Source organism: Variovorax palleresanus (genome assembly GCF_051144945.1).
Taxonomy (GTDB): Bacteria; Pseudomonadota; Gammaproteobacteria; order Burkholderiales; family Burkholderiaceae_C; genus Variovorax; species Variovorax paradoxus_S.
The window spans coordinates 4,090,769-4,111,944 of sequence record NZ_JBJNVP010000002.1; the positions used below are offsets into that span (position 1 = coordinate 4,090,769).

Sequence of the window (21,176 nt, forward strand, 5' to 3'; positions counted from 1 at the left end):
CTCATGGTGGCTATTGAATGCGCACTGGCGGGCTGCAAGCGGTGTAGTAGGAGCGGCAGTTGGTGAATCCACCGCCACGGCATGTCTTTACGCCCGAGGCGACAGCTTGATCCACTGTCGGGGCATTGCCTACGTTGTAGGCGCCGTCGCCTACGACAACGGCAACACATTGGTTGTCATAGGTAATGTCAATCTTGCAGTTCACGCCGCCTTTTGACTGGCAGTCCCGCATGGCTACTTGTGACGCTTCTCGTTTGCTCCGCTTGTCGATGGCTACCCCCAAAGCGTCATTGGGTCCGTCTGTCGCAATCGCGCCCCACCGGCTTTCCCATTGCGGTGCTGATTGCTGCGGCGCTTGTTGCTGTCCATACCCCGCGATCGGCGAGCAAACAATGGCGGCCGCCCTGCCGTTGTTATGGTCGATAGTGCCCGGTGGGCAGAACCCACCTTCGGCATGCAAGAGGCCATTCCAAAGCAACCCCGCCACTATCATCAAGAACGCTCGTGCCAACGTCTTCATCATGCTTCTCCTCAACCTTGAGTGGCTTTGGTGGCGGGGGTAACGGATGCGGCTCTGATTTCATCAGCAGGTGGATGCGCCGAGGTGCGATTGAGACTGCCACCGAGCCCGCCGGTGCTGCCTGTTTGATTCGATGTTGTTTGCGGCGCTTGCCCGGCCGTCGGCGAAAAAGTCCCCGGCGCCTGCCCCCCCGGCCCCTGGTGCGCACCAGCCCCGCCACCGAGCACCGAGCTCGTATAGAACTGCCCCAGCGTCCCCCCAAAGAACTGCGCCGCCGCCGCAGGCGCGGTCACCAGCAGCACCGTCAGCAGCAGCCCGATACCTCCCTGCAGCATCGCCTGGCTGGTCAGGCCCGTGCTGCCGCCCACGCCCAGAAAGCTGGTGATCGCCTTGCTCGCCCACAGCCCCGCGGCAATGCGCAGGTTCAACTCCAGCACCAGCGACACCATGAAGCTGAGCACCGCCATCGAAAACAGCAGCCCGATGCCATACAGCAGCCACTTGTGAAACAGCGACTCGGTCTGCTTGAAGATCAGGCACAAGATGAACAAGGGACCCAGGCTGATGAACAGCGCCAACCCCACCTGGTAGGTCAGCAGCAGCGCCCCGGCCGTTATCGCCGGGCTGGACACGCCCAGCGCACCGACGAGCGAGGAGACGCCCACGCTGGTGACGTTGGAGCCGCTGGTGCTCACGTCCAGGCCCTGTGCGTTGTCGATGGCCGACATGACCACCTGGGTGAGCACCAGGTTCTTGTCGATGGCCGAGACGGGCGATTCCTTCTCGCCGGTGACCATGTAGTTGACCTCCTTGAGCAGACCGTCCGTGAAGATCGAATGCAGGTCCGAGCCCCCAAGGGCCATGGTGCTTGCGGCGATCACGATCAAAGCGTTGCGGCTCATGCTGGCCACCAGGGCAATCATCGGCTCGCGCGACTGGCCGGTGAGGATGCGAAAGCCCTGAATCAGAATCCACAACGTGAGCAGCACTAGTGCGACCGTGCTGACCCACTGCATGGCCCTGCCCATGAAATCCGTGCCGAAGTCGCTGATTCGGCTGGACAGCCACTTGTAGATCAGACCGAAAACAAAGGCGCCGCCGCTGGCATCAGGCACTTGCGCATGGGCGACGCCCATCGGCATCAGGGCGACCATGGCCAAGGCTGAGCGGAGAGTACCGCGCGACAGGTGTGGATGGGCTTCAATGTGTTGCGACATGGGGTTCCCTGAGGGCAGGTTGTGCTCGGTGCAATGGGGCAACGGCTACTTGACGGCCAGGGCCGCGGCAATGGCGGCGGCCTGAACGAGCTGGCCTGCATTCATGCGGCCGAAGCTGTCGGCACTGGCACCCCCGCTCCCACTGCCCTTCATGGCGGTCTTGGTGAGGGTGTTCTGCTGGCCTTCGTGGAATTTGATGGCCGCGTCGTAGGCATCGATACGGGTGCGCCAAAAGCCCATTTCGGCTTGCAGCTTGGCCGTGGTGCGGGTGGCTTCGTTGGTGAGGGCTTGCACGTCGCCATGGGTGTTGCTGGAAGTGCGCTTGTTGTCGATGGCGGTGAGCTGCTGGCCGTATTGCTCGAAGCGGTTGGCCATGTCGATGGTTTCGTTGAAGGACTGCACGCGAAGCTGAATGAGTTCCTGGCAGATTTTTTGTGACATGTCGCTGCCGCCGGTTGCGCTGATGGTGGTCAGGCTGGTGAGGGGCTGGCTGCCGACTCCCGCACTGGCCCCGGCGACACTGCCGCTGGAACTGGGGCAGGCTTGGGAGATGTAGCCGGAGACGTCGCCGATTTTCTGAAGCTTGTTGTTGGGCGTCAGGGTGGCGGTAAAGCCGAGGTTTTGGGTGCTGTTCTTGAGCTGACCGAGGATGTCGGAGGCAGATTTTTTGATGTCGCCAGTGGTCGAGTCGATCTTGTCCAGGGATTTTTCGGCGTCCGCGTCTTTGACATCCACTTGCGCATGGGCGGCACCCATCAGCACCCAGGCAGCGACGACTAGAGCGCAACGGATTGCACGGCGTGGCAGGAATGGGCAGGCTTCAATGTGTTGTGACATGGTGGATTCCCTTTGGGCAAAGTTGTCGTGGTGCGGCAGTTGGTGCGGGCCTGAATTCAATGCTCGGTGCACTTGTGGTTTTCGTGGTTTGCCGGTTTTTTGACCGGCAGTGCGAGCAAGAAGCGAAAGAATCTGCTGCTGACACGCCACCACAGCCAGAGCATCAGGACTGCGAACACTGCCAAGCCAAGCATCATCAGAATTCGACCGAGTGAATCCGCGGCAAATTGAGAAAGAGTCTCGGGATGGATGAAGAGCTGGTAGATCACCGAGCAGCAAAGGACGGCAACGATTTCTGCTCGCCAGCTCAGCAGGTAGGGGCGTAGCTTGTTGTTCAGTGGGGCTAGCATCGCGCGTGTCCAGATGGGTTCGGATGGTTGTTCGGGGTGGGTGTGTTTTTGGTGCCCGCGCTTACTCGACCCGGCCCCATTGGTTCATGATGGTGTCGGAAATATTGCTGTTGTTCTGGGTGTTGGTGGCGCCAGAGCAGCTGTTCATGTACTGCTTGCGGTACTCGTAGGACTGGTCGGGCCAGAATTTGGTAACGGGGTAGTAGGTCCAGATGGCCAGGCCACCGGGGGCCGGTATGTGCCAATAGGCAATGGCGGACGAGCAGTTGCCGGGAGGTGTGCCTTGGCCGGAGATGCTCGCCATGCAGAGGTACAGGGTGCAGGCGTCTGGAACCTGGGCTTGTGCGGATGTGCTGAGGCTGGCGATCCCGAGCGCAAGGGAAAAGCCGGCCAAATGGGTGCGTAGCCTCATTGAAAACCTCCGAAATATTGAAGCGATCGTCGAAAGGGTGTGGGGGCCGGTCATGCAATGAGGCGCGGACGCGCCGAGCGCTGGCCGGGCTGTTCGGTGGACGCGGAGGCGCGCTTGCCGCTGCCCTTGCGCTGGTCGTAGAAGTCCTGCAACCATTGCTCGGGCCGGAGGTCGTTGACGGAGATGCCTTCGGCTCTGGCGCTCCCGTCCAGCACGCCGTGCAGGATCTCGATGTTGTCGGTGGAGGCTGAAATGACGGCCAGCGCGTCGTCCATGCCGCGCAGGTCGAGCTGGCACACCGAGGACATGTGGCCCTGCTTGACGAGAAAGCGGCGCGAGCGCTCGTCGAGGCTGACCACCACCTGGTATTCAGACTCGGTGAGCTTCAGGCCCTCGATGTAGTCCTTGCGGCTGGCGTTGGGGTTGGGCAGCAGGATCATGGTGGCGGTCTGCTCGATGAGCGCAGCCGAGATGTCGCTGCCCAGCGCGTCTTCGGGGCTCTGGGTGGCGAAGATGCCCATGCCGTTCTGTTTGCGGATGGTCTTCTGTTTGTTCTTGGCAAAGTCCTTGAGGGCGCCGCCGCCGTCGAGAATTTTCCAGAATTCGTCCATCACGTAAATGAGTCGACGGCCATCGATCAGGGCGTCGAGCCGGTGCAGCAGGTAGTTGATGACCGGGACGCGCACCTCGGGGTTGTCGATGACATCGGTGTAGTCGAAGCCGATGATGTTGGCTTTTTGCAGGTCGATGGTGTCTTTGGGGTTGTCGAACACCCAGCCCAGCGAGTTGCCCGCGGTCCACTTGCGCATGCGGATGAAGAGGCCGTCGTCGCCCATGTTGGGCAGGCTCTTCTGGAAGTTGGTCATGTTGCGCAGATGCTCGGGGGTGTCGAGCATGGCTTCGACGGCGCGGAAGATGTCGTCTTCCTCGCGCGAGGTATAGACCGGCTTGGCGGCCAGCACCTTGACGAGGTCGCTCAGGAACTGGACGTTGGCCTCGGTGCGCGCGCAATGAAAAGGGTTGAATCCGGTGGGCTGGCCGTTTTCCAGCGAGAGGTAGTTGCCGCCGCACGCGCGCACGAAGATCTCGGCGCCGCGGTCCTTGTCGAAGAAGAAGATGGTGGGCGACGGGTCGAGCTTCTGGATCTGGCTGAGCAGGAAGTTGATGAGCGCCGTTTTGCCGGTTCCGGACTTGCCGATGACGATGGTGTTGGCAATGGCCTTCTCGCCCAGGGAATTCTCGCCCGGTAGCGTGGCGTGAAAGTTGAAGAAATAAGGCTGGCCGTTGACGGTCTGCAGCGTGGTGACGCACGGGCCCCAAGGGTTGTTGTCGCGCTTGCCGCTGGCAAAGTTGTGGAGGGGCGACATGCCCAAAAAGTTGAGCGAGCTGACGTTGGCCAGCCGGGTGCGGTATTTCCAATTGCCGGGAAATTGCGCGTAGAACGCGGCGGTGACGGCCAGGTCTTCCTTGATCGAGACGAAGCCCGCGTTGGAGAGCTCGGCGCGCGTAGTGGCGATGTGCTGGGAAAGCGTCGCCTGGTCGGGCGCGTAGACGGCGATGGTGAAGTGATACTGGCCCAGCACAAAGTTGCCGGACGAAATCTGGTCCATGGCCTGATCGAGCTCGACGATTTGGCTGACGGCCTTGTCGCCTGACGAAATCATCATGCCCTTGGTGCGCTCGAGCGCCTTGAGCGCGTCGTGCCGCCCCATGGGGCTGAAGGAATGGGTGACGACGTATTCGAAGTCGAGGTACTTGAGCCCGTTGAGGATGCCGGGATGGGTACCGTCGGGATATTCCTTGACATTGAGGATGGCGCCAAAGTGGTTGACGCCGTTGGGTGTGGTCAGCACGAAGTCACCGGTCTTGGCCGAGAAGCGCTGGCGGCTGACGGCCAGGTAGCGGTAGACGGGCGCCTTCAGCACCGGCACGGGCTCGTCGACGCGGTTGAGCAGATAGCCGAAGAATTCGAGGGTTTCAGAAAAGACGATGCCGTTGGTGGCTTCGTACATGCGAAGGCGCGTAGGCGCGTAGTCCTTGAGCACGGCCTCCATGTTGCCGGCGAGTTCAAGTACCTTGTCGATGGCTTGTTGTTGTTCGGAGGTCAGCCGAGAGACATCGGCGGACTTTTCGACGAAACGTTTGCCCGAGACCACGGGGCGGTACAGCATCGTCACGTAGAGCTCGTTCTGCATGAGCTTTTGCGCCGAGAGCCCTTTGAAGTACGCGTCGGACAGCGATTGGTTGAAGGCTTCCTTGAACCGGCTGCTGTCCTTGACGTGCCGGCGGCGGCGCAGGTCGTGCACCCAGAAGGCCACATTGGTGAAGTCCGGCGCGCGCATCGTTTGCAGCATGCGGTTGAAGGTGTTGTGCCGATGCTCGAGTTCCCATTCTTCGCGGCCGACGAAGGGCAACCCTTCCAGTCGCCAGGTCAGGAGGTAGTCGCCACCCGTGGTCTTGAGCACGGTAGGAGACACGTGCGTGGACAGCGGGATGAATTCGCTGATGGGCGTGTCAGGGCTGAAGGGCGGCGTGGACATGGTTGTGGAACCCGGCTTCTTCTAGACGTTGTCTCTGGACTGCCCGCGGTACACGTTGGGCGTGAACACCCACATGCCCTCATGCTGTCCGATGTTGCGCGTGCGGATACGGAACTGCAGGCGCAGCCCGAGCAGCCGGAAGATCATTTCGTCGCGCTTGGCCATCATGCGCATGATGAAAATGACCGGCGGGATCAGCAGCAAATAGAACAGGTTGAAGTACATGGCCAGCAACATGCATCCGCCCGCGCCCACAAAAAAGGGTACATAGGGCACGCCCATGAACATGGGCGGGCGGGTGCAGCCGCGGAACATCGCGTTTTTATGCATAGTGGGCCAGCGACTGCACGATGCCGGCGAGTTGGGTCAAGGGATCGACCGTGATGCTGGCCGAGCAGCTGGTACCGCCGCCGACGGTGGAGCTGCCGCCGAGAAACAGTTTGGCGATCTGGGTGGCCGCGCCAATCAGCAGGGCACCGATGAAGACTGGGGCAACGTCGCTGATGCGCTTGTGGGCGAATGCAATCTGGTAGCCCGAGAAAATGATGGCGACGGTGACCACCACGATGGACACGGCGTTGAGCACGCCGACGATGGTTTTGACAAAACCGCAGGCGGTTTCCCCGAGCCCGCCGTCTGCCGACCCCTGAGCCATGGCCAGGCAAGGCAAGACGATCAGCGCGGCAATGGCGAGATTGCGAAGCGCTCGCGCGTGCGTGCTGCTGGCGAACGATGGAGCGGCGGTGTTGTTGTGTTGGCGGTGCATGGTGAGTTCCTCTCTGGTTGAATAAAAGTGAAGGGCCGGGTTAGAAAACAAAGGCGCCGTCGCCGCCAGGTCGGTCGGTCGGAGCGGCTTGTACCGCTGCGGCTGGCACGTGGCCCGCGCCTGGATAGTGAATCTGGGGCACGAAGACATCGGGGGCGCCCGCAGGTGCGCCCATTGGCGAGGCGGGGGCATGGGTAGCTGCAGCTGACAAGGCAACAGGTGCCGCCGCTGCGCTTTGGGGAACAACGGGCGCGGCAGTGGTTGCAGGGGTGGTAACTGGTTGCGTGGCAGCACCTAGCGGAACCACGCGCATCGAGATGCGCGATGCCGCGGTGGTGGATTGCGCTGCCGCGGCGGATCGGGCGCCGCCAGGGGCAGGCATGGATGCCGGTGCGAGGGCGTCCGGCGGCGCGCCGGCCGGACGCAGGGGGATCGCGGCGCGCGGCTCGGCCGGTGTTTGTGAGAGGGTGACGCCGCGGCTGATCGAGTCGTAGACTTTCTGGACGTAGCCGCTTCGAAACCCGCCCACAAAATTGCCGGAGTAGTAGCAGCTGAAGGCCTTGCCCCAGTCGCCGCCGGCTCGGGCATGGCAGTTGGCCAGGATGCTGGCACCGGCGGCCAGATTGGCGCAAAGATCGAAGGCTTTCTCGTGGGTGTCTAACCCGTACTTGCGAAAGTTGACCTGATTGACTTGCGCTGCGCCAAGCGAATAGTTGTAGCCCTTGGACTTGAGCATTTGCGCCGTGGCCACTGCTTCTTCAAGCGTTTTGGGCTGGCGCACGAGTTGGCCTCCGACGACGCCGATGGCGAACGGATTGGCGCCGGACTCGACATGAACCACGTGTCGCATCACCTGTGCCGGAACGGCGAGGTTGGGGCAAGCGATGGCTTCCATTCCCGGGAACACGATGTTTGCTCCTTTTGCTTAGGAGGCGCCGGCGGTTGCCAGGCGACCAGGGTCGAAATCGATACCCGTGATGTACCGCCGCCCCGCATGGGCCTTGATGTGCACGATGATGTCGATGGTCATCATGAGCAGTCGCTTGATGGTGGCGAATTCGAGCCCAGCGCCTTCGCTCGAGGCCTTGACCATGAGTGCCAGCTGGTCCCAGGTTTGCTCGGTGCTGCCCGAGTGGCAGCTCGTGATGGAGCCCGGGTGGCCCGAGGCGCAGTTGCGGATGAAATAGAACGCCTCGTCGCCGCGCAATTCGGCCAGGATGATCCGGTCGGGCTTCATGCGCAGGCACGCTTCCATGCACGTCTTGGCGCTGATGTTGGCGGTGCTCTGGCCGCCCTTGGAGTAAAGCAGGTGCACCACGTTGGGCTGCTCGATGAAGAGTTCGCGCGCGTCTTCGATGGTGACCAGGCGCTCATCGGACGGGATGTGATGCACGAGCGACTTCATGAAGGTCGTCTTGCCGCTGCCGGTAGCACCCGAGACCACGATGTTTTTCTTGTGGAGGACGGCTTGCTTGAAAAAGTCCGCGTAGCGCCCTGCGGCGCGCAGTTCGAGCAGTTCCCTGTCGTGCGCGTTGAGGCCTGATGTTTCTTCGAGCAGCTTGTCGAAAAATCCGTCCTCGTGGTACTGGCCCAGGGTGCGGGTCTGCCTGGACGGGAGCCGGATGGTGATGGAAACCTGGCTCGCTTCGACGGCAGGGGGAATGACGAACTGGGCGCGCTGGCCGGTGGGAAAGGTCAGCGAGACGACCGGGTTGACGTCGGTGATGCGCTGACCCGTGTTGCTTTCATTGACCACGGTGGTGCAGAACTGCAGCGCACGTGCGGCGGTGAGGCCCGGCACCTCGACGCGTTGCCAGCCGGAACGGTTTTCGAGGTAGATCTCGCCGGGCCGGTTGATGCAGATTTCGGTGACGTCGGGCGAGTGCATGAAATCCCGGATGCCCAGCACCTGGTATTGGTAATCCAGAAATTCGTTCGAGACGGCGGCAACGAGTTCTTCGGTCATGTAAAGCTATGCCGTGTCAGAAGTTCGCCACCACAGCGCTGAAGTCGACATCTTTGGCGACGTAGACGTTGACGACGGTGCCCTGGTTGATGGTGACTGTGTCGGGCCGGTTGGCGTTGCGGCGCACGGCCTGGCTGGCCAGGCTCTGCAACGTCTGCGCCGTGGTGCTCTCGTAAGGCGACTGGACTGCGAGCCCGCCCGCTGCAACGGTGGTCGACTGCGGGCCTTGCTTTGCCAGTTGATATTTGAAGGCGTCGGCGAACATGCTGATCAGCAGGGCCGAAGTGATGCGTTGGCCCCAGTGCTGATCGAGGTGGCCCGGATGACCCGAGCCACCGAGGTTGTCGACGCCGGGACTGGCCATGTTCACATCGATCCCGTTCGGGGTGACGATGCGATCCCAGATCACGGCGATGCGATCGCCATTGGGTTCGGTGTCGTACTTTCCAAGTACCTTGGAGCCCTTCGGCAGCAGCAGGCGCTTGCCGGTGACGGAGTAGACCGGCTCGGTGACGACGCAGGATGTGAAGCCCGGAATGTCGCTGACGATATGCGTCTCCAGCACGCAGCGGATGTAGGTGCCGCGCAGCATGAGCACGTTCGGATGGACAAGGGCTTGTGCGCTCGATACGGCCGACAGCGGCTTCATGCGATAGGCGCTGTTCGGCGCGATGCCCTGGTCGCCGCCCGCGCCGGGCATGCCGGCCATGCCTGGCGCCATGCCGGGATATTGACCTTGTCCGGGCTGGCCACCATCCGTGGGACCCACTGCGATCGTGCCCGCGCTCGATGCCATCCGGCGCTCCATGAGCGTCGGACCGTGCGGTCCTTGTGGGCCTTGCGGTGCGGGCGGAATCGGCGGCAGCGATGGCTGGGCCAACGGGATGGGTGGGGTTGGTGGTGTGGCAACCCGTGGCAGGGGTGGCGGTGCCGGCAGTTGGGGCGCTGCAGGGACCGTAACCACTTCTTCCTTGGCTTTTTGTGGCTTGTCGGGGCGCATCACGTTGCCGATCAGCCAGATGGCAGCCAACCCGAGCAGAAGCACGATGCCCGCGAGGAACCCGAGGGCGCGGCGATTCATGCGCTGCATTTCGCTGGATTTAAGCTCCGGCGCGTGCGCGTCTAGGTTGGGTGCGGCGGTCGCTCCCATGCCCTCGAATTGCCTCGAATAGGGATTGGCTTGAAAAGCAGGCTGGCTATTGCCGTCCGTGGGATCTTGCCGATCGTGGTCAGGCACGGCGTCTCCTGGTCGGGAAGGAGGATGTTGGTTCACTGGACGGTGTTCCTGCGAAGACCCACGACGTTGTCGCCGTGGCGGATGACCAGGTAGGGATAGGTCCCATGGACGATGAGGGTGCTGCCTTCGACGGTGGTGTTCACCACGGAGTCTTCGTCGCGCTCCTTCTGACGCATGTAGACGGTCGGGAAGTTGCCCGTCGGGAACTGCTTGAGGTCGCTCATCTTGATGTAGGTGAAGCGGCTGTCGTCGTAGACATTGATCGGAACCAGCCAGGCTGCGCCGGCGCTGCTGGTGGCAAAGTCGTACTCGAAGTTGTAGCTCCGGTCCTTGAGCAGCGCTGTATTGAGCGCGGGCGCCTCGGCGACGCTTTTTGCTTCCTTGCCGAACGTCATGTCGGCGGGATAGGTGAACTTGATCCGGTACTGGACACCTGCATTGCGCGCCTGCTCCAGGGTTCGCCAGTCGGTGGCCACGACCTTGAGTTCGAAGATGTACGAATTGATCGCAGTGCGGATCATCATGTTGGTGTCCACGTCGACGTTCTTCGGCTTCAGGTAGAAGACGTTGTCGCGACGACTAAGGTCCCAGCCACTGCTGAAGCCGGTGCTGTAGTCGAGGATTTTTTCTTCGGGGCTCAGCTCGATCTGGGTGCTGATTCCCAAGCCGACACGCACCGGGTAGATGCGGTCGGGCTGGTACTCGTACATCTGGACGGTTTGCGCAAAGGCGCAGGGCATGGCGCTGGCGACGACTGCCCATGCTGCGGACATCAGCGCCCGTCGGCGGTAGTTGGACTGTTGTGATTTCATCGGCGGCGCGTTCCCTGATTGGCACTTGTCGGCGCGACGGCTGGAGCGACGGGCGCGGGAGCGCCTGGGGCCCCGAAACCGGGTGGAAGAGGGGGGGGGTGGCATGGCGGTTTGCGCAGACGGAGCCACCGCTTGGGCACTACCTACCGCGCCGGCAAGGGCATCGGTGCCCGGCGGGAGCGCCGCGCCGGGCATCGCGGGCATGCTTTCGGCGGGCTTGAGATTGCTTGGGACTTCTTCGGGCGGCGATGACGCGTAGTCGGTATCCACGCGATAGTCGGTAACCTGGAAGCCGAGTGGATTTTCGATCCGCTGCTGCTCGTCCATCGTGAGGTTCGACTTGTAGGTGAACGCCATCGTCACGATCTTGCTGTCCAGAGGCGCCGAGGAGCCGTTCTGCTTGTTGTAGACGCTGCGCTGGAAGCGCACTGTGGCGCCCTTGGGAACTTCGCCGCCTCCGCCACCGATCAGGGTGATGCTCAGGATGCGGACCCGGATGGCTTTGTCCTTGCCGTATATGGTGTACGGGTTGATGGGATTTCCCGACGAATACAAGTTGGTATAGCCGCCGGAGACGTTGCCCGACGACATGGTCAGTACCGTGGTCCAGTCGCGCAAGTTGGTGATCGCGAGGTCGTAGGACTCGCGGGCCAGCACGAAGTGGGCAACGTTGCTGCGATTGATCGCTTCGCTCGTGGTGATGCGCTGCAAAGCCGCGTCATCGGTCAGGCGTGCGGCGGTGCTGGTGCCTGTGTACGCATCGGCGATGACCAGATACGGCACTTTCTCCTTGAGCGGCAGCACGTAGAAGTAGCCGCCCAGCAGCACCAGCGACATGACTACGGCAGAGCCCGCAACCCACCAGGCGCGCCGTTCGCTGCGTCGCGCGATGTCCGCAACAGTGAGTTCGAAGTTGACCGATTGACTGATCGTTTGGTCGATCTTCGAGGTCGACGCGTTGTTCTTGAACATCAGCGCGGCCCGGTTGTGGCCGGCGCAGCGGCGCTTGTGGCCTGAACCAGGATTTGTTTGCCGTCCGCCGAAATGGACACACCCTGCGGCGAGTAGATGGCGCTCAGCTCACCCATGGCTGACTGGAGGTCGGTGGTGCGAACCTTCGCTACAGGTTGGTGGAGGGTGAAGTCGGAACCTATTTGATAGGACAACTGCAGTCCGTTGTCCGACGCCCAGCGCTTCAGCATGGTCCTGAGCGTCGCGTCCATGGGCGAAGCGTAGAACGTATAGGCGGGCGAGAGCGGGATCTCGGTAATCGCACTCTGGAACCGGTTCACCGGCGCCCAGGAGCCACCATACTCCTTGGGTGCAGGCGCACCGCACCCGATGAGCGTGACCGCCAGAATGGACAAGGCCGTACCCGCCGAAAGGCGGTTTGTAGCGCGCGCACGAGCGCCCCACGCAATAGCCTGCGTTTGGTTAAACACTGCGACTCCCTGAAGTCTTTTTTATGTCCGCCTATCTTAGGTAGATGAGGCGGCCGTGACAGCACGGCGCTGTGCAGGAGTGCACGAATCGGCGGGATTTAGTGCCGCATATCGTTGAGGCGGCGAAACACCGGCTTGTCCGCGGAGAGGGTGGGTTCCTCGTCCTCGTGGATTCGGCCGGGTTGAGACCTCGGAGCAGAGGCGCAATTCGTCGACGTCGGGCGGGGCAGTGATGGCCCACCGAGACCAGGGATGAGTCCGTTTCAATGATAATAGTTCTCATTGCTGAGATGAACGAGTTCCAACCCGCATGACCATCCCTCTTTCCGTGGCCGCTACCCCTGTCTCTATCCGTCTGGACGAATTACCCAGCCATCAGTGGGCGACGGTATTGGACGTCGTGCGGTCGGCCGATGCCGAGGGGCAAGAGTTGGCACTGCGCCTGACCGAGATCGGCTTCGTGCCCGGCGAAGCCGTGCGCATCGTAGCTAGCGGCCTCCCTGGGCGAGAGCCTCTGGCGGTGCGGCTGGGCCACACCACTTTTGCATTGCGCCGCCACGAGGCCGCGCTGATTCACGTGGCACCGGGCGTGCCGGAAGGCGCACGCCATGGTTGAAGCCGTCATCCAGAGGCCGGGGCGCCTTGCGGCCACCGCACAGCCGGGGCGCATTGCGCTGCTGGGCAATCCCAACTGCGGCAAAACGGCGCTCTTCAACCTGCTCACCGGCAGCCGTCAAAAAGTTGCCAACTACGCCGGCGTAACAGTCGAGCGCAAGGAAGGGCTGCTGCGCACCGCATCGGGCCGCCGCGTGTTCGTGCTCGACCTGCCGGGCGCCTACAGCCTCAACGCGCTCAGCGCGGACGAAGCCGTGACGCGCGACGTGGTCACCGGCAAGAGCAGCGAGCCATTGCCCGATCTGCTCGTGTGCGTGACCGACGCCACCAATCTGCGGCTCAACCTGCGGCTCGTGCTCGAGGCCAAGCGCCTCGGGCTGCCGATGGTGGTGGCGCTCAACATGACCGACATGGCGAAGAAGCAGGGCATCGCCGTCGACACGGCGGTGCTCTCGCGCGAACTGGGCGTGCCGGTCGTGGAGACGGTCGGCGTGCATTCGGGCGGCGCACAGGGCCTGCTCGAGGCGCTCGATTCGCCGGTGGCCGCCGCCGCGCCGCAGCAGCCCTGGCAGGCGCCGGGGCTCGACGACGTGCTGGCCACGCAGCGCGAAGTGCGCCGCATCCTCGGCATCGCCGTGCGCGAGCCGGTCGGCAGCCTGGCCACCAGCGACCGCATCGACCGCGTGGTGATGCACCCGGTGTGGGGCATGCTGGTGCTCGCGGTCACGATGTTCCTGATGTTCCAGGCCGTGTTCAGCTGGGCCAACGTGCCGATGGACGCCATCAAGGCCGGCACCGAGGGGCTCGGCGACCTGCTCAAGGCCCACATGCCCGAAGGCATGCTGCAAAGCCTGCTGGTCGATGGCGTCATTGCCGGCGTGGGCGGCGTGATCGTGTTCCTGCCGCAGATCCTGATCCTGTTCCTGTTCATCCTGGCGCTCGAAGACTCGGGCTACCTGCCGCGCGCCGCATTCCTGCTCGACCGCGTGATGGGCACGGTCGGGCTTTCGGGCCGCTCCTTCATTCCGCTGCTGTCGAGCTTTGCCTGCGCCATTCCCGGCGTGATGGCCACGCGCACCATCAGCAACTGGCGCGACCGCATCACCACCATCATGATTGCGCCGCTCATGACCTGCTCGGCGCGCCTGCCGGTCTACGCGCTGCTGATCGCGGCCTTCATTCCGGCGCGCACCGTGGGCGGCGTGTTCAACCTGCAGGGGGTGGTGCTGTTCGCGCTGTACGTCTTCGGCATCGTCTCGGCGATGGCGGTGGCCTGGGTGATGAAGCGCTTCCGCGACAACCAGCAGCATTCGCCGCTGATGATGGAGCTGCCGGCGTACCGCTGGCCCAGTCTTCGCAACCTTGCTGTGGGTTTGTATGAACGAGCCTGGATCTTCCTCCAGCGCGTGGGCACGATCATCCTCACGCTCACCATCCTGCTGTGGTTCCTGTCGACCTTTCCGTCGCCGCCCGAAGGCGCCACGGGGCCCGCCATCCAGTACAGCCTGGCCGGCATGATCGGCCGCGGGCTCGAACACATCTTTGCGCCCATCGGCTTCAACTGGCAGATTTCCATCGCGCTGGTGCCGGGCATGGCGGCGCGCGAAGTGGCGGTGGGTGCGCTCGGCACGGTGTATGCGCTCTCGGCCACCGGCGACGACGTGGCGAGCCAGCTCGAACCGCTGATCGCGGGCAGCTGGTCGCTCGCCACCGCGCTCTCGCTGCTGGTCTGGTACGTGTTTGCGCCGCAGTGCATCTCGACGCTGGCGGCGGTCAAGCGCGAAACCGGATCATGGAAGTACGTCTGGATCATGGCCGGCTACCTGTTCGCGCTGGCCTATCTGGCGTGCTTCATTACCTACCGCGTGGCGGTGGCGTTGGGCGCCGGATGATCTGCCGCAAGTCTTGCACGATGTTTCTGGGTTAGTCTCGAACGCGCGTCGGAGTAAACGGATATGACACAGCAACTGATCGTCGGATTGATTGTCGCGGCCGCCGCGTTCTACGCGGTCTGGCGCTGGATGCCCGCGGGCTGGCGGCGCAGCGCGGCGCGCAAGCTCGCGACGGGCACGCACCGTGCCGGGCTGGTCGACCAGGAGCGCGCCGACCAGCTGGCGGCCTCGCTGGCCAAGACCTCGGGCTGCGGCTCCTGCGACAGCTGTGGCAGCTGCGGCCCCAAGGCAGCCGACAAGAAGGAATCCGACGAAGCCGGCCGCGGCGCGCTGTCCACGCACAGCCGCTGAGGCCGATGCCCGCACACATCCTCGTCGTCGGGGGCGGCATCGGGGGGCTTGCCAGCGCGCTGGCGCTCTCCAGGAGCCGCCACCGGGTCGATGTCTTCGAGCAGGCGGCCGCGTTCGGCGAGATCGGCGCCGGCATCCAGATCGGCCCCAACGTCACGCGGCGTCTCCATCAACTGGGCCTGGCCGATGGCCTTGCGGCCGTTGCCGCATGCCCCGAGGCATTGGTGGTCCGGAGCGCTGGCAGCGGCGCCGAGCTGGCCCGCCTGCCGCTGGGCGATGCCATGCGACAGCGCTATGGCGCCCCCTATCTTTGCGTGCATCGCGCCGATCTGCATTCGCTGCTGCTCGAAGCCGTGCGCGCGCGTGGCACCGGCACCCTGGTGACCGATGCGCACATCGCGGAGGTCGAGGTCGGTGACGATCTCGTCTGCGTATCGAGCAGCGGCGCACGGGCCTGGGAGGGCGAGGCGCTGGTCGGTGCCGACGGCCTGTGGAGCGTGGCGCGCCAGCGGCTCGAATCGCCATCGGCGGCCGAGCCGCCCCGCGTCACCGGCCACACGGCCTGGCGCGGGATCGTCGCACAGGCCGCCTTGCCGCAAGCATTGCGGCGCCAACGGATCGACGTGTGGCTCGGCCCGCGCTTGCACGCGGTGGCATACCCGGTGCGCGGCGGCGCCTGGCTCAACGTGGTCGTCATCGCCGAAGCCGCACCGGCCGGCGATGCGCGCGACTGGGACCAGGCCAGCAGTCTGGCCGCGCTGCAGCAGGCCACGGGACGCAGCGGCGGCGGCCTGCAAGCCTTGCTCGAAGCCATGCCCGGCTGGCGCGCCTGGACGCTCAGCGACCGTCCTCCGGTGGCTTCTGCAGCCGACATGGCGCACGAGCGCGTGGCGTTGGTGGGCGATGCCGCGCATCCGATGGTGCCCTACCTTGCGCAGGGCGCCGGCATGGCCATCGAGGACGCGGTGGCCTTGGCCGAAGCGCTCGGCGAAGGCGCGGCGGCCGAAGTGCCTGCCGCCTTTGCCCGCTATGCCGAGGCACGCTGGCAGCGCAACGCGATGGTGCAGGCAAGGGCTCACCGCAATGGGCAGGTCTTTCATGCCACCGGTCCCATGCGCCTGGGCCGCGATCTGGCCATGCGCGCCTTGGGCGCACGGCTGCTCGACCAGCCCTGGCTCTACGGCGGCTGACGGAGCTGCGCCGGGGGTTCTCAGAGCCTGAACGTCTGCAGGTGCTCGATGCGCTCGGCCAGGCCCTCGGCACCGAGGTAGTGGCCGTGGGAGCCATCGCGAACCTCGAGCAGCGTCGCCTCGAGTTCGGTCAGCATTGCATCGCGCTCGGCAGCGAATGCGGGCTGCACGTCGATGCCCGCCTGCGTGCATGCATCGGCAATCAGGTGCGCGCTTGCCGGCGCACCGCAGGCCGCACAATGGACGATGGCGGCCACGCTGGGCTCCGCCCCGTTGGCGAGCAGTGCGCTCGTGAGTTCGGGCGAAATCTGGCCGTCGATGTTGCGCAAGGCATCGGCCGCCACCGGCGCGCCCGCGCGCACCAGCGCCATGGCCGCGGCGAAGGCGTCCTTGCCGATGGCCACGTCGGTGGCCAGCGCGCTGCCTTGCAGGGGGCCGTCGAAGCTCACGCCCGCGGCCGCGAGCTCGGCCACCAGGTCCGCATCGTCGGTGGCTATGGCATGGTGCAGCGCCGCGCGTGCCGTGGCTGGCAACCGGCGCAGCGTTCCGTCGGCCAGCGGTGTGCGCCAGTCGATCATGGCCTGGCAATAGAAGCTCACCAGCTTGTCCATCAGGTCGAGATCCAGGCCGTGGTCCTGGTGCCTGTCGTCGAGGTACTGCAGCAGGGCCTGGCCCGAGAAATAGTCGCTCGTGGGGGCCAGCGGGTTTTCGTCGAGGTGCAGGGCCGCAAAAGCGCCGCGCAGATCGGGTGCGATGGTGCTCACGCCGTCTTCGTGCAGCGCATGCGTCCAGGCCGGCGGCAGTCCTTGTTTCCATGCGGTGATGTGCCCGTGCTGCGGGCCGGGCTCGACCACCGCGTAGACGCGGTCGAGGTACTCGAAGCCGCCGAAGGGCAGGTGCGTGAGCTTGCCGCTCCAGGGGCGGCTTTCTTCTTCGGCGGCCTCTTTGGCCAACTCCTGTTCATGGCCGATCCAGCCCTGCAGATCGCGATAGCCGTCGCTGCCATCCCAGAACAGCTCCGACCAGCTGACGGATTCCACGTTGCCGTTCATCAGCAGCGACAGGTCGTAGTCGAGCCGGCCGCCGGCCGTTTGCCGCCACAGCGTGGCCAGCGCCTCGGGAATCGGCCCCGCGCATTGCGCTTCGATCGCGGCAAGGCGCGACTCGGCCATGGGCGGTTGCGCATCGAAGATCACGCGGTCCGCGAACAGGACCACACCGTGTTCGCGCAGGTTTGCAAGCTCTTCGAGCGTGAACTGGACATCGTTCATGGCAGTGCCTCCGTTGTTGCCAATGTAGCGGTTTGTGCAAACGAGGCAACAACCCGCATCAAAGATCGGTGCGGAGCTTCCAGATTTCGGGGAACAGCACCACGTCGAGCATCTTGCGCAGGTAGCTCACGCCGCCCGTGCCGCCGGTGCCGCGCTTGAAGCCGATCACACGCTCGACCGTGGTCACATGGCGAAAGCGCCAGAGACGAAAAGCGTCTTCGAGGTCGGTGAGTTTTTCGCCGAGCTGGTACAGGTCCCAGTGGTCGTGCGGGTTGCGGTACACGGTGAGCCACGCCGCCTCGACGCCGTCGCTGGCCTCGTAGGGCTGGGTCCAGTCGCGCTCCAGGTGGTCGGCGGGCACCGGAAGGCCACGGCGCGCGAGCAGCTTCAATGACTCGTCATAGAGCGAAGGCGACCGGTAGGCCGCGTCGACCTGCGCCAGCAGATCGACCCGGTGCGCATGCGGCTTGAGCATCGCGGCGTTCTTGTTGCCGAGCGCGAATTCGATGCAGCGATATTGCGCGCTCTGGAAGCCGCTGGAGTTGGCCAGGTACGGGCGCATTGCCGTGTATTCGGGCGGCGTCATGGTCGAGAGCACGGTCCATGCGCTCACCAGCTGTTCCATGATGCGGCTCACGCGCGCGAGCATCTTGAAGGCGTCGGACAGCTTCTCTTCGGCGATGTGGCGGGTGGCGGCGCGCAGTTCGTGCAGCATGAGCTTCATCCAGAGCTCGCTGGTCTGGTGCTGCACGATGAACAGCATCTCGTCGTGCGCGGGCGAGAGCGGATGCTGCGCGTTGAGGATCTCGTCGAGGTGCAGGTAGTCGCCGTAGCTCATCGACTTGCTGAAGTCCAGCTGCGCCTTCTCTTCGTGAACGATTTTTTCGGTGCTCATGATGCTTGCTGGCCGGTTATCGCGAGACTACGGCGGTGTAGGAGGGGCGACCCGGGATCGAGTCTTTCCGGGGGTAGACGAAGCGCACGACATCGTTCTTGCGCTTGAACTCCTGATAGGTCTCGCCGCCGGGAATCCGGCCCTTTTCAGCCGGCGCGTAGCCCGCGGCGCGAACCTCCTTGACCAGCCGGTCGAAGGCGGCCTTGTCGGTCAGCGAGAGCTCGACGCTGTTCTCGCTGGCGCGGCTTTCGGCATGGGTGGATTTCATGAGGCGGATGTTCTGGTCGTCGACCATCTTTTCGTACTCGATCATGCTGACCTCGTCGGTCACCGTCTTGTCGGCGTAGGAGAAGCCCTGGGCCTTGACCTGCTGCCGGAACGCATCGGGCGTGAGCGCGGCGAAGGCTTTGAGTTGCTCCAGCGTGAAGCTGGCCTGCTGTGCGAAGGCCGGTGCGGCCAGCATCAGGAGCGATGCGAAGAGGGCGATCAATCGATGTTTCATGGGAAGGTTCTGCTCAGGTCACTGCGTTCTTGCGGTTGAATTCTTCGCGCTTCCACTCGCCGGATTCGAGCACCTGCACCAGGTGCTCGACCGCGTTCCACACGTCCTCGAAGCCGATGTAAAGCGGCGTGAAGCCGAAGCGCAGGATGTCGGGCATCTGCGAATCGCCGGCGCGGTAGTCGCCGATCACATCGCGCGCGATCAGCGCCTGCACGATGGCGTAGGCGCCTTCACCGCGGCTGAGGCACACCTGCGAGCCGCGCTGTGCGTGTTCGCGCGGCGTGACCAGCGCAAGGCCCTGGCCCGCGCAGCGCTCTTCGACGAGTTCGATGAAGAGGTCGGTGAGCGCGAGCGACTTGGCGCGCAGCGCGGCCATGGCGCCTTGGTCCTTGTCGAATGCTTCGGCGGCAAGCACGGTGTCCAGGCCGCATTCCAGCCCCGCCAGCGCGATGATCGGCTGCGTGCCGCAGAGGTAGCGGCCAACGCCCGGCGCCGGGCGGTAATGCGGCGTGAACTCGAACGGCGCCGCGTGGCCCCACCAGCCCGACAGCGGCTGCTCGAACCGGCCCGCATGCCGCGTATGAACCCATGCGAAGGCGGGCGCGCCCGGCCCGCCGTTCAGGTATTTGTAGCCGCAGCCGATGGCGTAGTCGGCGTTGCTTTCGTTCAATGCCACTGGCACGGCGCCGGCGCTGTGCGCCAGGTCCCACACGGTGAGCGCGCCGGCGGCATGCGCTGCGGCGGTGATGGCCTTCATGTCGTGCATGGCGCCGGTGCGGTAGTTGACGTGCGTGAGCATCAGCACGGCCACTTCGTCGGTCAGCACCGAACCCGGGCCTTGCAGTTCGTCCGCCTCGATCAGCTTGAGCGTGAAGCCGCGCTCGCGGCACAGCGATTCGGCGATGTAGAGATCGGTCGGGAAGTTGCTGCGCTCGCTGACCACCAGCTTGCGCCCGGTGTCCTTTTGCTGCGAGAGCGCTGCGAACAGCACCTTGTAAAGGTTAACGGAGGTACTGTCGGTGCACACCACTTCGCCCGGCGCGGCGCCGATCAGCCGCGCCACCTTGTCGCCCAGGCGCTGCGGCAGGTCGAACCAGCTCGCGGTGTTCCACGAGCGGATCAGGCCCTGGCCCCACTCCAGGGTGACGACTTCGGCGATGCGCGCCGGCGCGGCCGTGGGCAGCACGCCGAGTGAATTGCCGTCGAGGTAGATCACGCCTTCCGGCAGTGTGAATTGGTCGCGCAGCGGGCGCAGCGGGTCTTGCGCGTCGAGCGCGCGGCAGTCTTCAAGAGTCGTCATGGGGCGGATTTCAGCGTGAAAGTTCGCGCAGCACGGCGCGGACGGGGGAGGCATCGGCGCTGACCAGCTTGAGCGGCAGCGCGATGAGTTCGTAGTCGCCCTCGGGCACCTCGTCGAGCACGAGGTTCTCGAGCACGCGCAGGTCGAGGCGGCGAATGCGTTGGTGGCTTTCCAGCGTCTTGCTGTCGGCCGGGTCGATGCTGGCGGTGTCGATGCCGATGAGCTTCACGCCCATGGCCGCCAGGCGCTCGATGGTGGCCGGTGCGTAGGCCGCGAGCTGCGGGTCCCAGCGGTCGATGGGCATGGCGCTGTAGGTGCGCACCAGCACGCGCGGCGGCAGCTGGCTGGTGATGGCATGCGCGATGTGCTCCCATTCGACCAGCGGGCCCTTGGCGATGGCATGGATCACGCGGCAGGGGCCGATGAAGGGCGCCAGGTCCACCAGGCCGATGGTCTGGCCTTCGGGGTCGTAGTGCAGGGGCGCATCGGCATGCGCGCCGACATGCGGGGAGAGCTTGATTTCGCTGACATTGACCGGGCAATCCGGCGAAATGGTTGCCGCCCAGCGCTGCTGGTAGGGCGTGTCGCCGGGAAACACCGGCGTGCCTTCATGCACGGGCGGTGAAATGTCCCAGATGCGTTGCGGATGAGATGAAGCCATGGCGCGAAGTTAGCGCCCGGCGAGGGGTCGTGGTGTCGGTTATTTCCAACACCATGCGTGACGAGATGAACCGGCTCAGTGATCGAGCGGCGGCAGCCCGTGCCGCGAGCGCGCCCGCTCGCAGGCGTCGCTGCCGGCCTGCAGCTCGTGGCACGGGTTGGGGCGCCATTCGTAGATGCCGCAGCCCACGGCGTGGCCGATCTTGCCGGTCAGCGCCGCGCAGCGCATCGGGGTGTGGTCGGTGCCGCGCATGCGGCAAAGCGCATCGTTCACCTCGACCGCGAGGCCCGAGGGCACACGCCCGCCGTTGTCGTCGAGTTCATGCACGCTGAAGTCGACGCGGTAGCTGGCGCAGCAGGCGCCGCATTGCTGGCAATCGGACACGCGGCCGCGCCTTCAG

The 21,176-nt window shown here is 64.5% G+C and carries 23 protein-coding genes; 4 read left to right on the plus strand and 19 right to left on the minus strand.

Annotation, left to right across the window (positions count from 1 at the left end; translation table 11 throughout):
- Positions 1 to 10: 10 nt before the first annotated feature.
- The 13 genes from ACJ7Z0_RS23010 to ACJ7Z0_RS23070 form a co-directional block, all read right to left on the minus strand.
- A complete protein-coding gene (locus tag ACJ7Z0_RS23010) occupies positions 11 to 523 on the minus strand; it encodes a DUF4189 domain-containing protein (protein ID WP_434791676.1) in 513 nt (170 codons plus the stop codon).
- A gap of 8 nt (positions 524 to 531) precedes the next feature.
- Entirely contained in the window at positions 532 to 1,674 is a 1,143-nt protein-coding gene (locus ACJ7Z0_RS23015; RefSeq protein ID WP_434792713.1) for a TrbL/VirB6 family protein, read from the minus strand.
- 108 nt (positions 1,675 to 1,782) lie between these two features.
- On the minus strand, positions 1,783 to 2,634 hold the full coding sequence (locus ACJ7Z0_RS23020) for a hypothetical protein (RefSeq protein WP_434791677.1): 852 nt from the start codon (positions 2,632 to 2,634) through the stop codon (positions 1,783 to 1,785).
- Positions 2,631 to 2,924 (minus strand): hypothetical protein, encoded by a 294-nt coding sequence (locus ACJ7Z0_RS23025; protein WP_431123600.1) that lies wholly within the window; start codon positions 2,922 to 2,924, stop codon positions 2,631 to 2,633. Before ACJ7Z0_RS23025 ends, ACJ7Z0_RS23020 begins: the two co-directional genes overlap by 4 nt.
- Positions 2,925 to 2,985: 61 nt before the next feature.
- Complete coding sequence (locus tag ACJ7Z0_RS23030; protein WP_434791678.1) at positions 2,986 to 3,336, minus strand: hypothetical protein; 351 nt, start codon at positions 3,334 to 3,336, stop codon at positions 2,986 to 2,988.
- 50 nt (positions 3,337 to 3,386) lie between these two features.
- The gene (locus ACJ7Z0_RS23035) at positions 3,387 to 5,876 is read right to left on the minus strand and encodes a VirB4 family type IV secretion/conjugal transfer ATPase (protein ID WP_434791679.1); all 2,490 of its coding nucleotides are present in this window, start codon (positions 5,874 to 5,876) and stop codon (positions 3,387 to 3,389) included.
- Between the two features lie 21 nt (positions 5,877 to 5,897).
- Positions 5,898 to 6,191, minus strand: a complete 294-nt coding sequence (locus ACJ7Z0_RS23040) for a VirB3 family type IV secretion system protein (protein ID WP_434791680.1) — start codon at positions 6,189 to 6,191, stop codon at positions 5,898 to 5,900.
- A 7-nt stretch (positions 6,192 to 6,198) separates the two neighbouring features.
- Positions 6,199 to 6,642: a TrbC/VirB2 family protein gene (locus ACJ7Z0_RS23045; protein WP_434791681.1), complete on the minus strand. Its 444-nt coding sequence runs from the start codon at positions 6,640 to 6,642 to the stop codon at positions 6,199 to 6,201.
- 40 nt (positions 6,643 to 6,682) lie between these two features.
- On the minus strand, positions 6,683 to 7,537 hold the full coding sequence (locus tag ACJ7Z0_RS23050; RefSeq protein ID WP_434791682.1) for a lytic transglycosylase domain-containing protein: 855 nt from the start codon (positions 7,535 to 7,537) through the stop codon (positions 6,683 to 6,685).
- Between the two features lie 30 nt (positions 7,538 to 7,567).
- Positions 7,568 to 8,608 (minus strand): P-type DNA transfer ATPase VirB11, encoded by a 1,041-nt coding sequence (gene virB11, locus ACJ7Z0_RS23055; RefSeq protein ID WP_434791683.1) that lies wholly within the window; start codon positions 8,606 to 8,608, stop codon positions 7,568 to 7,570.
- A 16-nt stretch (positions 8,609 to 8,624) separates the two neighbouring features.
- Positions 8,625 to 9,845: a TraB/TrbI/VirB10 family type IV secretion system protein gene (locus tag ACJ7Z0_RS23060; protein WP_434791684.1), complete on the minus strand. Its 1,221-nt coding sequence runs from the start codon at positions 9,843 to 9,845 to the stop codon at positions 8,625 to 8,627.
- 32 nt (positions 9,846 to 9,877) lie between these two features.
- On the minus strand, positions 9,878 to 11,629 hold the full coding sequence (locus tag ACJ7Z0_RS23065; protein ID WP_434791685.1) for a VirB8/TrbF family protein: 1,752 nt from the start codon (positions 11,627 to 11,629) through the stop codon (positions 9,878 to 9,880).
- The gene (locus ACJ7Z0_RS23070; RefSeq protein WP_434791686.1) at positions 11,629 to 12,024 is read right to left on the minus strand and encodes a hypothetical protein; all 396 of its coding nucleotides are present in this window, start codon (positions 12,022 to 12,024) and stop codon (positions 11,629 to 11,631) included. The genes ACJ7Z0_RS23065 and ACJ7Z0_RS23070 overlap by 1 nt, the downstream gene beginning before the upstream one ends.
- A 385-nt stretch (positions 12,025 to 12,409) precedes the next feature.
- Here ACJ7Z0_RS23070 and ACJ7Z0_RS23075 point away from each other — a divergent pair, with 385 nt between their 5' ends.
- The 4 genes from ACJ7Z0_RS23075 (at position 12,410) to ACJ7Z0_RS23090 (ending at position 16,147) form a co-directional block, all read left to right on the plus strand.
- Positions 12,410 to 12,715, plus strand: a complete 306-nt coding sequence (locus ACJ7Z0_RS23075) for a FeoA family protein (RefSeq protein WP_055799637.1) — start codon at positions 12,410 to 12,412, stop codon at positions 12,713 to 12,715.
- Complete coding sequence (gene feoB / locus ACJ7Z0_RS23080; protein ID WP_434791687.1) at positions 12,708 to 14,606, plus strand: ferrous iron transporter B; 1,899 nt, start codon at positions 12,708 to 12,710, stop codon at positions 14,604 to 14,606. Before ACJ7Z0_RS23075 ends, feoB begins: the two co-directional genes overlap by 8 nt.
- A gap of 63 nt (positions 14,607 to 14,669) precedes the next feature.
- Positions 14,670 to 14,957: a DUF6587 family protein gene (locus ACJ7Z0_RS23085; RefSeq protein ID WP_369652807.1), complete on the plus strand. Its 288-nt coding sequence runs from the start codon at positions 14,670 to 14,672 to the stop codon at positions 14,955 to 14,957.
- Positions 14,958 to 14,962: 5 nt separating this feature from the next.
- Complete coding sequence (locus ACJ7Z0_RS23090) at positions 14,963 to 16,147, plus strand: FAD-dependent monooxygenase (RefSeq protein ID WP_434791688.1); 1,185 nt, start codon at positions 14,963 to 14,965, stop codon at positions 16,145 to 16,147.
- 20 nt (positions 16,148 to 16,167) lie between these two features.
- On the opposite strand, the gene ACJ7Z0_RS23095 is transcribed toward ACJ7Z0_RS23090, so the two are convergent.
- The 6 genes from ACJ7Z0_RS23095 to ACJ7Z0_RS23120 all read right to left on the minus strand — a co-directional run bounded on the left by ACJ7Z0_RS23095 (position 16,168) and on the right by ACJ7Z0_RS23120 (position 21,160).
- A complete protein-coding gene (locus ACJ7Z0_RS23095) occupies positions 16,168 to 17,418 on the minus strand; it encodes an SMI1/KNR4 family protein (protein WP_434791689.1) in 1,251 nt (416 codons plus the stop codon).
- A 58-nt stretch (positions 17,419 to 17,476) separates the two neighbouring features.
- Positions 17,477 to 18,313, minus strand: coding sequence for a tryptophan 2,3-dioxygenase (gene kynA / locus ACJ7Z0_RS23100; RefSeq protein ID WP_431123569.1), 837 nt, complete (start codon positions 18,311 to 18,313; stop codon positions 17,477 to 17,479).
- Positions 18,314 to 18,329: 16 nt separating this feature from the next.
- Positions 18,330 to 18,815, minus strand: coding sequence for a hypothetical protein (locus ACJ7Z0_RS23105; protein WP_434791690.1), 486 nt, complete (start codon positions 18,813 to 18,815; stop codon positions 18,330 to 18,332).
- A 13-nt stretch (positions 18,816 to 18,828) separates the two neighbouring features.
- Complete coding sequence (gene kynU, locus ACJ7Z0_RS23110) at positions 18,829 to 20,115, minus strand: kynureninase (RefSeq protein ID WP_434791691.1); 1,287 nt, start codon at positions 20,113 to 20,115, stop codon at positions 18,829 to 18,831.
- A 10-nt stretch (positions 20,116 to 20,125) separates the two neighbouring features.
- Positions 20,126 to 20,776, minus strand: coding sequence for an arylformamidase (kynB, locus tag ACJ7Z0_RS23115; RefSeq protein ID WP_434791692.1), 651 nt, complete (start codon positions 20,774 to 20,776; stop codon positions 20,126 to 20,128).
- Positions 20,777 to 20,851: 75 nt separating this feature from the next.
- Complete coding sequence (locus tag ACJ7Z0_RS23120; protein WP_434791693.1) at positions 20,852 to 21,160, minus strand: YkgJ family cysteine cluster protein; 309 nt, start codon at positions 21,158 to 21,160, stop codon at positions 20,852 to 20,854.
- Between the last annotated feature and the right edge of the window lie 16 nt (positions 21,161 to 21,176).